This window comes from Arthrobacter sp. 05N33_2 (genome assembly GCF_056397425.1).
This window is the reverse complement of the sequence record NZ_JBFTNJ010000008.1, coordinates 1-12,659: the sequence shown is the minus strand read 5'-3', so window position 1 is coordinate 12,659 and position 12,659 is coordinate 1. Positions and strand designations below refer to the sequence as shown.

12 protein-coding genes are annotated in these 12,659 nt (G+C 65.9%); 3 read left to right on the top strand and 9 right to left on the bottom strand.

The window, feature by feature from the left end; translation table 11 throughout:
- Nucleotides 1-124 precede the first annotated feature (124 nt).
- Nucleotides 125-1,447, top strand: coding sequence for an AI-2E family transporter (locus AC1DHX_RS06760; protein ID WP_476858828.1), 1,323 nt, complete (start codon nucleotides 125-127; stop codon nucleotides 1,445-1,447).
- Between the two features lie 95 nt (nucleotides 1,448-1,542).
- Here AC1DHX_RS06760 and AC1DHX_RS06755 read toward each other — a convergent pair whose 3' ends face one another.
- Nucleotides 1,543-2,352 (bottom strand): alpha/beta hydrolase, encoded by an 810-nt coding sequence (locus AC1DHX_RS06755; RefSeq protein WP_476858829.1) that lies wholly within the window; start codon nucleotides 2,350-2,352, stop codon nucleotides 1,543-1,545.
- Nucleotides 2,353-2,362: 10 nt separating this feature from the next.
- Nucleotides 2,363-2,734: an ATP/GTP-binding protein gene (locus tag AC1DHX_RS06750; RefSeq protein WP_476848852.1), complete on the bottom strand. Its 372-nt coding sequence runs from the start codon at nucleotides 2,732-2,734 to the stop codon at nucleotides 2,363-2,365.
- Between the two features lie 81 nt (nucleotides 2,735-2,815).
- On the opposite strand from AC1DHX_RS06750, the gene nucS reads away from it, so the two are divergent.
- Both nucS and AC1DHX_RS06740 read left to right on the top strand, forming a co-directional pair.
- Entirely contained in the window at nucleotides 2,816-3,511 is a 696-nt protein-coding gene (gene nucS, locus AC1DHX_RS06745; protein ID WP_026266819.1) for an endonuclease NucS, read from the top strand.
- 289 nt (nucleotides 3,512-3,800) lie between these two features.
- Complete coding sequence (locus tag AC1DHX_RS06740) at nucleotides 3,801-4,004, top strand: cold-shock protein (protein ID WP_011692441.1); 204 nt, start codon at nucleotides 3,801-3,803, stop codon at nucleotides 4,002-4,004.
- Between the two features lie 180 nt (nucleotides 4,005-4,184).
- Here AC1DHX_RS06740 and AC1DHX_RS06735 read toward each other — a convergent pair whose 3' ends face one another.
- The 7 genes from AC1DHX_RS06735 to atpA form a co-directional block, all read right to left on the bottom strand.
- Nucleotides 4,185-6,803, bottom strand: a complete 2,619-nt coding sequence (locus tag AC1DHX_RS06735; protein ID WP_476899919.1) for a bifunctional lysylphosphatidylglycerol flippase/synthetase MprF — start codon at nucleotides 6,801-6,803, stop codon at nucleotides 4,185-4,187.
- On the bottom strand, nucleotides 6,800-8,209 hold the full coding sequence (locus tag AC1DHX_RS06730) for an alpha/beta hydrolase (protein ID WP_476858831.1): 1,410 nt from the start codon (nucleotides 8,207-8,209) through the stop codon (nucleotides 6,800-6,802). Before AC1DHX_RS06730 ends, AC1DHX_RS06735 begins: the two co-directional genes overlap by 4 nt.
- 5 nt (nucleotides 8,210-8,214) lie before the next feature.
- Nucleotides 8,215-8,646: a DUF2550 domain-containing protein gene (locus tag AC1DHX_RS06725; RefSeq protein WP_223916017.1), complete on the bottom strand. Its 432-nt coding sequence runs from the start codon at nucleotides 8,644-8,646 to the stop codon at nucleotides 8,215-8,217.
- Nucleotides 8,647-8,656: 10 nt separating this feature from the next.
- The gene (locus AC1DHX_RS06720; protein WP_018775711.1) at nucleotides 8,657-8,941 is read right to left on the bottom strand and encodes a F0F1 ATP synthase subunit epsilon; all 285 of its coding nucleotides are present in this window, start codon (nucleotides 8,939-8,941) and stop codon (nucleotides 8,657-8,659) included.
- A gap of 1 nt (nucleotide 8,942) precedes the next feature.
- Nucleotides 8,943-10,397, bottom strand: coding sequence for a F0F1 ATP synthase subunit beta (gene atpD, locus AC1DHX_RS06715; protein ID WP_018775710.1), 1,455 nt, complete (start codon nucleotides 10,395-10,397; stop codon nucleotides 8,943-8,945).
- Nucleotides 10,398-10,478: 81 nt separating this feature from the next.
- On the bottom strand, nucleotides 10,479-11,372 hold the full coding sequence (locus tag AC1DHX_RS06710) for a F0F1 ATP synthase subunit gamma (protein ID WP_028276063.1): 894 nt from the start codon (nucleotides 11,370-11,372) through the stop codon (nucleotides 10,479-10,481).
- 76 nt (nucleotides 11,373-11,448) lie between these two features.
- Nucleotides 11,449-12,659: F0F1 ATP synthase subunit alpha (gene atpA, locus AC1DHX_RS06705; protein ID WP_476899918.1), on the bottom strand; the 1,211-nt coding region annotated here is incomplete at its 5' end.

Below are 12,659 nucleotides of genomic sequence, written 5' to 3'. Positions count from 1 at the left end.
CCGGCGGCGGTGCCCGCGGGGGCGTTCTTCTCCTCTGGTGACAAGCCTGCTGATAGTGTTTGCGGTGATCATCACACCAGTGCCGCCAGTGTGGCGCAGCAAGGAATTAAGGGCATTTAACGCAGTGACTGAACATACGGATTCGTCCTCCGCCGGACCAGAAGAAGCGCAGGAATCCGACAGCCAGGAACCCGGCCCCGAACAACCCGTTTCCAGTCCCCGGCCTACAACCTCCCGGCCCCGGATTGCCGCGGCAAATGTCCTTCTGTCCGCGGCCCGGCGCCTGCGCCAGCCCCTGCCCGGAGCCCAGCCGAGAATCCGCTTCGAGATGCCCCCGGAGCATGAGGCCGGGGCCGGGGATGAGGAGACGTCCGCGGCCGATGCCCGCTTCGGCAGTCCCGGTCCGCGCATGTCGGCCCAGCACCCGTTGTACATGGGCTTTATGGGCACGGTCGGCGTCGGCTTCGCCCTCCTGGTCTACTGGATCGGATCAAATACGACGCAGCTGCTTTTGTGGATCATCACGGCGCTCTTCATCACCCTCGGCCTGGACCCGGTAGTGCGGTGGCTCGAACACCGGAATGTCCCCCGCGCCGCCGGCATCCTCCTGTCCGTGTCCACCCTGGCACTGGGCGTCGCCGCATTTTTCGCCACCCTGATCCCCACGATCGTGCAGCAGGTGACGCAGATCGTGCAGCAGGCGCCCAAGTGGGTCCAGGACTTCATTGACTCGGACTTCTTCCGGAGCATTGACAGCCAGTTCGGCATCCGGGACCGCATCAGCCAGGAGCTGGAGAAGTTCGTCAACAACCCGGACGCCATGGGCGGCATCTTCGGCGGCGTTGTGGGCTTCGGCTCCACCGTGGCAAACGGGATCTTCGGCGCACTGATCGTGCTCGTCCTGAGCCTGTACTTCCTCGGCGCCCTCCCTTCGATGAAGAAATGGGGCTACCGGCTCGCGCCGCGCTCACGGCGGGCCCGGGTAGAAGCCCTGTCCGAGGAAATCACCGGTTCGGTGGGCAACTACGTGATCGGCCAGGCCGCCGTGGCAGTGCTGAACGCGACGTTCGCGTTCATTGTGATGTCGATCATCGGAGTGCCTTTTGCAACGCTGCTGGCGTTCGTGGTGGCCCTGCTGGCCTTCATCCCCCTCGTGGGCGGCATGATTGCCGGGTGCCTGGTGACGCTCGTTGCCCTAACCGCCGGCTGGCAGACCGCGCTCGTCTTCGCTATCTGCTATTTCGCGTACCTCCAGTTCGAGGCCTACTTCATCTCTCCGCGGATCATGCAGAAGGCCGTGGCGGTCCCCGGCGCCGTCGCCGTCATCTCCGTGATCGCCGGCGGCAGCCTCTTGGGCGTCCTCGGAGCCTTGATCGCCATTCCCACTGCGGCGGCCATCATGCTGCTGGTCAAGGAAATCCTCATCGCGCGCCAGGACAGCCGCTAACGAGTGACCGGTTTTCGCGCCGAAATAGGACAGCCGCACTGTGGATCCACGGTGCGGCTGTCCTATTTCGGTGCGGTTTTCCGTCTCCGGCGCGCTCAGGCGTGTGCCGTGGCGACCGGCCCGTCCCATTCCTGCGGCAGCACCGTTCGGGCACCCCCTGTGGCGCCGCCGGGGATGACCTCGTCCACGATTTCGTTGAGAACCCGCCCGGCGTACTTCTCCCCCACCCACAGGTGTTTGGCGCCGTCGACCCCCACCACCTGCGCCTGCGGCACCAGCGCGAACCTCGCGGCCGCAGCCGCCGGCTGCAGGTAGTCGTCGTGCTCGGGGACCAGGACCTTCAGCGGCTTGCCGGCCTCGGCCCATTCCTTCAGGTGCACGTCTGTGGCCCGGTGCAGCGGGGGCGAGAGCAGCACAGCCCCCTCGATTTCCGAGGCGACGGGCTCGGCGGCGCCGTACATCAGGGCCAGCTCGGTGCCGAAGGACCAGCCGACCAGCCACCGGTTCGGCAGGCCGCGGTCCACGGCGAACTGCACCGCGGCCTCGACGTCGAGACGCTCGCCTATGCCTTCCTCGAAGGCTCCCCCGCTGGTTCCCCGCGGCGATGAGGTGCCGCGTGTGTTGAAGCGCAGGACGGCGATTCCCGCGAGGGCGGGCAGCCGGTAGGAGGCCTTGCGGTAGACGTGCGAATCCATAAAGCCGCCGTGCGTCGGCAGCGGGTGCAGCGTGATGAGTGTTGCCTTGATTCCGCCGGTTTCCGGGACGGCGAGCTCGCCCACCAGCCGGTGCCCGTCCGACGTGCGGAGTTCGACGTTCTCGCGGCGGGCAGGCAGGACCGTGGAAGCGCGAATGGCAGTGGGAGCAGAGGGCTGGGTGAAGACGTACGACGCGGGATCAAAGCTCATGCTGACCAGCTTAGCGATACCGGTAGCTCCGCGAAGTCCAGCAGTTGCTGTGCCAGTGCCGCCGCTCGGCGAGACCCGCGGCGGCGCCAAAGAGGTGGTCCTCGGACCAGACCACCAGGTGGGCGATTCCCGGCAGAACGGCGGTTGAGCAGCCCGGGCAGATGTAGGTCTTCTCGGCGCGGCCCGCGGTGATGGGGCGGACCATCCATTCGCCGTCCGGTGCGCTCTCGCGGCGGGCGAAACCCGAGCGGGCGCGCTCCAGGTCAAGTTCCGGTGCCGGGCCGTGCTTGGCTCCGGCGGCTTTGCTCTTTCCGGGCACTGTGCCCTTGCCGGAGCCTGTCTTCGCAGAACCGGCGCGGCGGGGGCGGTTGGAACGGGGCATGCCTCCATTCTGCCCCAGTCCGGCTGCCGCTCATTGCCGCCCCGCCAAGCCGCCGCCCGCGCAGGCGGTAGAGTTGACCGGGTGCGTTTAGTCATAGCCCGCTGCTCCGTTGATTACGTCGGCCGCCTCAAAGCCCACCTGCCGCTGGCCACCAGGCTGTTGCTGGTCAAGGCCGACGGTTCGGTCCTGGTCCATTCCGACGGCGGGTCCTACAAGCCGCTGAACTGGATGAGCCCTCCTGCGTCCCTGCGGGTCTCCACACCGGATGAGGTCGACGTCGAGGTCGGCGTCGTCGAACAGTGGACGGTCCAGTCGGCCAAGACCGATGACCGGCTCATCATCAACATCCACGAGCAGCTGCACGATACCTCCCACGAACTGGGCCAGGACCCCGGCCTGATCAAGGATGGCGTCGAGGCGGACCTCCAGCGGCTCCTGGCCGCCCAGATCGAACTGCTGGGCACCGGGTTCTCGCTGATCCGCCGGGAGTACTTCACCGCGATCGGCCCCGTGGACATCCTGGCCCGGGACGCGGATGGCGCCACCGTGGCCATTGAGCTCAAGCGCCGGGGCGACATCGACGGCGTCGAGCAGCTCACCCGGTACCTCGAACTGCTGAACCGGGACCCGCTGCTGGCCCCGGTCCGGGGAATCTTCGCAGCCCAGCAGATCAAGCCGCAGGCCAAAGTCCTCGCCAAGGACCGCGGAATCGACTGCGTGACCCTGGACTACGACGCCATGCGCGGCGTTGACGACAGCGAATCCCGGCTCTTTTAAGCACGCTGCGGCAGGCTTTCCTCGGGGACGATTCGCGTTAAGACGTTCTTTGCACAATTTTTATGCAATTCTTCCGTTCGCCCGTTGACCTGACGCAAGTGTCATGAAATTCTTATACGAGTCTTTGTGTAGGTGTTTTTTCATGCTCGCAAGACATGTTGCGAGCGTGAAGCTCCTGCCGCCACGGTCCGTGAATCCGGTTCCGTTGCCAAAGGTTCTTCTCGCAGAGTGACCAAGTCCGGTGCGAAGTGCGCCGGATTTATTCAAGATCCACAATGAGGAGAAACAAATGGCTCAGGGAACCGTCAAGTGGTTCAACGCAGAAAAGGGCTTCGGCTTCATCACCCCGGATGACTCCGATGGCGATGTCTTCGTTCACTACTCCGAGATCCAGACCGGTGGCTTCAAGACCCTCGACGAGAACCAGCGTGTTCAGTTCGAGATCGGCCAGGGCGCCAAGGGCCCCCAGGCCACCGGCGTAACGCTGGTCTAGTCTGCCGTCGGGAAGTGCTTTAGGGCATTTCCGGCACCAGGAATGATCCCCGGCATTTGTGCCGGGGATCATTTTTTTGTGCATTCTTGGGCGCGGCGTTTCAGCTTGTCCGCATTGGCCCGGATGCATTCTTCAGCCGAATTCCGCACTAACCCCGGGCACTAACCCGCCGGGCCCTGCCTAACGCACCAAAGTGCGCAGCAGGCGGGCACTTTGCCGGACGGACAACCCGGGAAGGTACGCGCGGCTCAGGGCCCGGCCCATCGCCGGCAATTGCAACGGATCCTGGTAGTAGAGGTACAGCGTGCGGTAGTCCGGTTTGAAACGCGACTTGAAGGTTGCCAGCGAGCGGAAGCCGTAGACGGGTTCCAGGGCCCTGCCCACCACGTCCAGGATCCCGGCCAGCCCCTCCGGCCCGGCGTCGCTGCCGCCGGAGTCGCTGCCGGAATCGCCTCCGGAGTCGCCGCCGCCGGCACTGTCTCCGTCACGGTCCTTCGCCAGCGGCGAGCCGGACAGGGAGATCACCTCAACCGTGCGCTTGAGCTCCAGCACGGCGGAAGCAATGAGGAACTCCATGACACCGGGGAACGCGTCGCCGCGCCGGCGCATGAAGTCCAGGGTCCAGCTCACGAGCTGTCCGTCCGCGTACACCGGCAGCCAGCTCGTAACGCCCTGCACGCGTCCGGAAGCGTCCACCGCCAGGCAGCACAGCACCTCGTCGTCGTCGAGCTCGTCGATGCTGCCGAGCGTGAAACCCATCTCCGGCACGTGCTTTTGCGCCGCCCACTCYTCGGRGACCTCGCTSAGCTGGGTCCGCAGMGGGGCCGGGAATTCGCTGTAGCGCCCCCATACSGCSYGGACRCCGGTYTTCGCGGCACGGTTCAGGGCGGTGCGGACGTTTTGCCATTCCTTGCCCTTGAACTCGAGTTCGCGCACGGCGAGCCTGGTTTCCTGGGCCACGGCCACGCGGCGGAATCCGCGGGCCCGGAGCATCGGCCAGAGGCCGGCTGTGCAGGAGTAGAAACACGGGATCAGGGCGTGTTCGGCGCAGTAGCGCATGAAACCCGCCGCGGTCTCCTCGTGGAGGGCGGCGGATCCGAACGGGCCCGCCAGCGTCAGGGCCACGTTGCCGTGCTGCTGATAGGCCACGCCGCCGCGCCGGTCCGGCGTAAACCAGTATTTGTTCGGTTCCCAGAGCGCCATCCAGGACAGTGAGTCCCCGCCTTGGCGGATCAGGTCACGGGCCGTGTCCCGGTCCCCGGAGCCGACGTCGGTGCTGTGTCCGGTACCGTGCAGCCGCCGCCGCAGCACCAGCCAGACCGCCGCCAGGGCCACCCCCCAGAAGATGATGCCGGCATAGGCGAACAGAAATGACTCGACGGCGTTGCGGTTCTGGAACAACCTGCTGTAGGCGCCCGGAATGGGCAGCGGCAGGTACTGCCGGGCGAGTTCCGCCGCGAGGCCCAGCAATCCCCCGTCGCGGTCCATCCCGCCGGCGGCGAGCCAGGCCACCGAATAGGCCCCGGCGAGCACCAGCCACGTGCCCCCGACCACGATGCCCAGGATCCGCCTGGCCCGCGGAGCAGTCTCGACCCGGAACTGCCGGCGGTTAAGCCAGAGCAGCACAACGAGCAGCAACGGGACGGCCACGAGCGGAAGGACGCGGACGAAGCCGGAGCCCATCACGGCCGTGTGCGGCTGGCTGGCGTAGTGCGGAATCCGGGCGAACAGGGCCAGGTACACGGCGGCCAGGGCTGTCACGCCAAGCTGGACGATGATCGCGATCCGCAGGGCCAGGCGGCGGCCCTGCCGCATGCCGTCAGCACAGATCAACAGCAGGACCACCGGGACAACCGCCAGTGCAAGGCCCAGCGGACCGGCGAGTCCGGCGCGGCCGGCCTCCAGGCAGCTGACGTCCACCGTCCCTCCGCAGTTTTCCTCCAGCTGGCCCAGCGTGGGCAGCGGGTTCAGCACGACGTCGCGCAACAGGGCCAGGGGCCCGGTGGGGCTGCTGACGGCGGCCGTGAGGATCGGCCCCACCGCGAAGATCGCGACCGTGAGGGCCAGCAGGTTGCGGGTCTCGCGTCCGGTTGAACGGTGCCGGTGCAGGGTCCCCCGGTCGCCCTGGATCCACCAGCCCGCGGCCAGGCCGGCAAGGGCACCGGCGAGCCCAACCACTGTCTCCGGATGCCCGACGTAGAGCACCAGCAGCAGGGACGCGGACAGGCCGGCGGTCCGCAGCCTGCGTTGCCACAGCGTGGGCAGCAGGCCGCTGGCGGCCAGGGCCACGGCCAGGACGGCGGCGTAGGGGCCAATCAGCCGGGCGTTGACCATGGGCCCCAGCCAGCCGTCGCCGACATACCGGGCCAGCTGGGTAACCAGCAGGAACACCGTCACAGCAGCGAACTGGCCTACAAAGAAGAATACGGCCGTCCGCAGGGTCCCCAGATGCCGTTCAGCGAGACCCAACAGCAGGAGGATCATCAGTGATGCGGCCAGGTAGGCCAGCAGGTTGGTGGCGAAAAACAGCGAGGTGAACAAGGACCACCAATGCCCCGCTTTCAGCCCCGAAGCGTTGACGGACGCTACGGGCAACAGGGCGTCGGGCGGGCCCGACAGGAAGCTGCCCGTGACGGCCCCGACACCGAGGAAGGCCGCGAGGACCGCCAGCGTGAAGGGTACGGCACGGAAATGCGCCAGCGTCCGGCGCAGGCCCTGGCGCCAGACACCCTGCAGCGGCGGGATCTCCGGCCCCGGGGCCGCCGCGGTCCGGTTACTCCCGGTCTTGGCCTGGCTCATGGCGCGATCCCCCAGCGTCGGGCCAGGAAGTCCAGGCCGCCGGGAAGGCCGCCGGATGCCACGTCCCAGGAGTGCCCAGCGTTGGCGATCCGGTGTGTTTCAACGCTGAACCCGGCACGGCGTGCCGCCTCGGAGAGCACGTCCATGTAGCCGGTGAACTGCGGATCGCGGTCTCCGGCGGCGAAATACACGCCGTGGCCGTCGAAGCGGTGTTCCGCCATGACGCGCAGCGGGGTCAGCTGGTCGAAGGCCGCGGCGTCGGCGCCGAAGGAGGCCTCAATGGTCTTGGCCCGCACCTTCGCGAGGGCCGGCTCCTCCTCGCTGGAGAAGGCCAGCGCCGCGCTGTAGACGCCGGGATGCCTCGTGACCATCTGCATGGCGCACGTGCCGCCGAAGGAGAAACCGCCCGCGGCCCACCGGCGGGGATCCGGGTCGACGTCGAGCGTGCGCTTGATCCAGTCCGGAACGTCCCGCGCCAGGAAGGTGTCCGCCTGGGCAATCCGGCTGTCCATGCACAGCGTGTTTCCCGACGCCGAGCCGTTGGGATCGACCACCACCGTTACGGGCGCCACCCCGGCGTGCTCCGCGGCGAACCGGTCGAGCCGGCTCCGGAGTGCGCCGCCAGTCAGCCAGTCGGCAGGACCGCCCGGCTGGCCGGAAAAGAGGACCAGCACCGGCAGCGCAGGCCGGGGGGAACCCAGGTAGGCCGGAGGGAGATAGACGTAGGCGTCCCGGCTCTGGAAGCCGGAGACGGTGCCCGGGATGACCGCCTTGCGGATGACGCCGTCGGGAAGGTGGTCCGGCGCCTGCCAGTTGGTGAGCCCGGTGGCGGCAGGGGCGCCGGCGGCGCGCGTCAGGCCGGCCTCGAGCGGCTGGATCCGGGCTGCGGCCGCTCCGGTGAGGTCGCCGACAGTGTGGTTCAGGCCGAAGTAGATGTTGATCTGGACGGCGGACAGCGCGAGGACGGCCAGGAAGGCGGCCGTGGCTGCTGCGCCTGAACGCCAGCGACGGCTACGGCCCGGATTAGTACCGGTCGGATTAGTGCCGGTCGGATTAGTGCCGGTCCGTCCGCGGCCCCAGAGTCCAAGCAGGCGCATGAGCCACAGCAGCAGGGCGAGGACGCCGGCAACGGACCAGGCCAGGGTCTCCCACGGCAGTTCGGCAGGGAAGACGGTGACGGCGTAGAGCAGGAACCAGTGCACGGCCGCGACGAGCGCCGCGGCGAGCAGGGTCATGGCAGCCGCGACGGCCACGGCCGCGCCGGGAGCGCGGCGGCCCGTGCGCCGGAAACCCGTGTGCCGGAGGGCAACGTGAGTCAGGAGGTAGGCCAGGCCCGCCGCGGCGGCTGCCCACACGATCCACACCACCGGGCCGTCGACCAGGCTAAGGCCATCGAGGTAGTCCACCGGGGCTAGCGCCAGGTGCCGACGCCGATGACGGGTCCGGCCTCAAGCCAGGATGACAACCCTGTGTAGGCATCGAATCGCATGGCCAGGAGGACCTGCTGGCCCTCGTAGCGGAGCTCCACGATGACGGCGTCGGGCTGGACCTTGAGGAGCTCGGATTCGGTCGGCTTGCGCCGGCCAAGCAGCTCCAGCGAACTGCGCCGGAAGGTGTGCTTGGGGCGGACGCTGAGTGAGACCAGGCGGAACCATTCGAGGTCGTTGTCCTGATAACGACAAACCCCCATCTGCCAGCTGTTTCCAGCCGTGCAGATGGAGGCGTCCACCGTGCCCAGGGCGCGCCGCAGATTGAAGCGGCGCACCCCCGAAAGGCACAGTGCAAATACCAGCAACCCAAACGCAGTTGCCAGGACGATGAACGGCAAACCAATATCGTTCATCAAGGTCGTGCTAGCGGATCCCCGCAGTAGCCGCTTCGCCCATTTGGGCGTTGTCAGCAACAATGACCACCCTGTTGTTGTCGACAGAGAAGAATCCCCCGTCAACAACTACAGCGATGCGGTCACCGGATACCGGCTCGATTGCCAGTTCACCTTCGGCCAGAATCGCCAGCAGGGGCGAGTGGCCGGGCAGGATTCCGATTTCACCATCGCTGGTGCGGGCCTTGACCATCTTGGCCGCTCCGGACCACACAAAGTGGTCCGCTGCGACAATCTCAACCTCAAGCTCAGCCATATTACTTGGTCTGTTCCTGGATCTTGGCCCACTGGCGCTCGACGTCGTCCAAGCCACCGACGTTGAAGAACGCCTGCTCTGCAACGTGGTCAAGGTCGCCGTCGCAGATAGCGGTGAAGCCTTCCACAGTGTCCTTGATGGACACGGTGGAGCCCTCGACGCCGGTGAACTGCTTGGCGGTGTAGGTGTTCTGCGAGAGGAACTGCTGGATGCGGCGTGCACGGGACACGACGATCTTGTCTTCTTCAGAGAGTTCGTCAACGCCAAGGATGGCGATGATGTCCTGAAGTTCCTTGTTCTTCTGCAGGATCTGCTTGACGCGGACGGCCGTGTTGTAGTGGTCGTGGCCGATGTACTGCGGATCCAGGATGCGTGAGGTCGACGTCAGCGGGTCAACGGCCGGGTACAGACCACGGGAAGCGATTTCACGGGAAAGTTCCGTGGTCGCGTCGAGGTGTGCGAAGGTCGTGGCCGGAGCCGGGTCGGTGTAGTCATCTGCGGGAACGTAGATGGCCTGCATCGAGGTGATGGAGTGGCCCTTGGTGGACGTGATGCGCTCCTGGAGGAGGCCCATCTCGTCAGCCAGGTTGGGCTGGTAGCCCACGGCCGACGGCATGCGGCCGAGGAGGGTGGAAACCTCGGAGCCTGCCTGGGTGAAGCGGAAGATGTTGTCGATGAAGAGCAGCACGTCCTGGTTCTGCACATCGCGGAAGTACTCCGCCATGGTCAGGGCGGACAGTGCAACGCGCAGACGCGTTCCCGGCGGCTCGTCCATCTGGCCGAACACAAGGGCGGTGTCCTTGAGGACGCCGGCCTCTTCCATTTCGACCCAGAGGTCGTTACCTTCACGGGTACGCTCGCCGACACCGGCGAACACCGAGGTGCCGCCGAAGTTGCGGGCAACACGGGTGATCATTTCCTGGATCAGCACGGTCTTGCCGACTCCGGCACCACCGAACAGGCCGATCTTGCCACCCTTGATGTACGGGGTGAGGAGGTCGATCACCTTGATGCCGGTTTCCAGCATCTCGGTGGAGCCTTCCAGGGTCGCGAAGGCCGGAGCCTTGCGGTGGATAGGCCAGCGTTCGCTGATCTGGAGTTCGGACTCGGCAACGTCGAGGGGCTGGCCCAGCACGTTGAAGATGTGGCCCTTGACGCCGTCGCCCACGGGCACGGAGATCGGGGCACCGGTGTCCACCACGTTGGTACCGCGGACAAGTCCGTCGGTGGCCTGGAGGGAGATGGCACGGATCAGGTTGTCACCCAGGTGCAGGGCAACCTCGAACGTGATGGTTCGGGTCTCACCGTTGAGAGTGATCTCGGTGGTGAGTGCGTTGTAAATCGAGGGGATTGCGTCAGCCGGGAATTCGACGTCGACAACCGGGCCAATAACACGTGCAATACGACCGGTAGCACCGGACGTTGCGGCTACGTGATCGGTAGCAGTGGCAGTCATCTCTCTCACTTCACTCAGTAGATGGCGTGGGGTTAAGTTTATCTTTTGGTGCAGGTACAGCTGGATCCGGGCTCGTGCTGGCTAGGACGCGGACAACGCGTCGGCACCGGCAACGATTTCGGAAAGCTCCTGCGTAATTTCAGCCTGACGGGCAGTGTTGCGCAGACGCGTGTACTTCTTGATGAGATCCGTCGCGTTGTCGCCGGCGGACTTCATCGCACGCTGGCGGGCTGCGAGCTCGGAAGCTGCTGCCTGCAACATGGCGGCGAAGATACGTGATTCGATGTAGCGCGGCAGCAGGGCATCGAGAACCTGCTCCGTTTCCGGCTCGAATTCGTAGAGGGGCAGCAGGTCCGATTCGGACGCGGCTTTCTCTTCGACAACCTCGAGCGGCAGCAGACGGACGACCGTCGGCTCCTGGGTCACCATCGACTTGAAGCGGGTGTAGACGACGTGGATTTCGTCGACGCCGCCCTCTTCGTAGGCGTTAGCGAATTCGGCCAGCAGTGCTTCACTGACTTCGCGCGCGGTCGCAAACTCCGGTGCATCCGTGTTGCCGGTCCATACGCGAGCGTATTCACGGTTCCGGAAGTCGAAGTACGCCTGCGCCTTGCGGCCGACCAGGAACGTCTTGACTTCCTTGCCTTCCCCGTGGAGCAGCTCGTTGAGGCCTTCGGCCTGCTTGAGGACACTCGCCGAGTAAGATCCCGCGAGGCCACGGTCCGAGGTGATGACCAGGACGGCGGCCCGGCGGATCTGCGCCGGCTCGGTGACCAGGGGGTGGTCGATTTCGCTCTGGCTTGCGACAGCAGAAACGGCACGCGTGATCGCGTTCGCGTAAGGCAGTGAAGCTGCTACGCGTGCGCGGGCCTTGCCGATGCGCGAGGTAGCGATCAGTTCCATCGCCTTGAAGATCTTGCGCATCGACGTCGTCGAGCTGATCTTCTGGCGGTAGACCCGGATCTGGGCTCCCATACTTATCCTTTCCTAAGATCCCGATGGCCGGGACTGCCGGAACCCGTGCGGGTCCCGGCAGTCCCTGCCAGCGAAACTAGCGCTTCTGCTTGACGATTTTTTCCTGGTCGACCTGATCCTCGCCGATGGGGGCGTGCTCCTCGTGCCCCGCACCGACCAGGAGGTTGTCTCCCTCGCCGAAGAAGCCCTTCTTGAAGTCCACGATTGCGGTCTTCAGTGCTTCAGCGGTGTCATCGTCCATGACGTTGGTCTGGGCCAGCGTCGTCAGGATGGAGGACTTGTGCTTGAGGTGCTCCAGGAACTCGGTCTCGAAGCGGTTGATGTCTTCAACCGGAACCTCGTCCAGGTGGCCGTTGGTGCCGGCCCAGATGGAGACGACCTGGTTCTCGACCGGGAACGGCGAGTACTGGCCCTGCTTGAGCAGCTCCATCAGGCGTGCACCGCGGGTCAGCTGCTGGCGCGATGCGGCGTCCAGGTCCGAGGCAAACATGGCGAAGGCCTGCATGTCGCGGTACTGGGCCAGTTCCAGCTTCAAGGTACCGGAGACCTTCTTCATGGACTTGACCTGGGCGGCGCCACCAACACGGGAGACGGACACACCGACGTCGACAGCGGGGCGCTGGTTGGCGTTGAAGAGGTCCGACTGCAGGAAGATCTGGCCATCGGTGATGGAGATCACGTTGGTCGGGATGTAGGCGGAAACGTCGTTTGCCTTGGTCTCGATCAGCGGCAGACCGGTCATCGAGCCTGCACCGAGCTCGTCGGAGAGCTTGGCACAACGCTCCAGCAGACGGGAGTGCAAGTAGAAGACGTCGCCCGGGTAGGCTTCGCGTCCCGGCGGGCGGCGGAGCAGCAGTGACACTGCACGGTAGGCCTCGGCCTGCTTGGACAGGTCATCGAACACGATGAGGACGTGCTTGCCGCCGTACATCCAGTGCTGGCCGATGGCCGAGCCGGCGTACGGTGCCAGGTACTTGAAGCCTGCGGGGTCGGACGCCGGGGAAGCCACGATCGTGGTGTATTCCAGGGCGCCGTTGTCCTCGAGGGTCTGGCGGACGGCTGCGATCGTGGATGCCTTCTGGCCGATCGCCACGTAGATGCAGCGCACCTGCTTCGTCACGTCGCCGGAAGCCCAGTTGGCCTTCTGGTTGATGATCGTGTCGATGGCAATGGCGGACTTGCCGGTCTGGCGGTCACCGATGATCAGCTGGCGCTGGCCGCGGCCGATCGGGATCATGGCGTCGATAGCCTTGAGTCCGGTCTGCATCGGCTCGTGGACCGACTTTT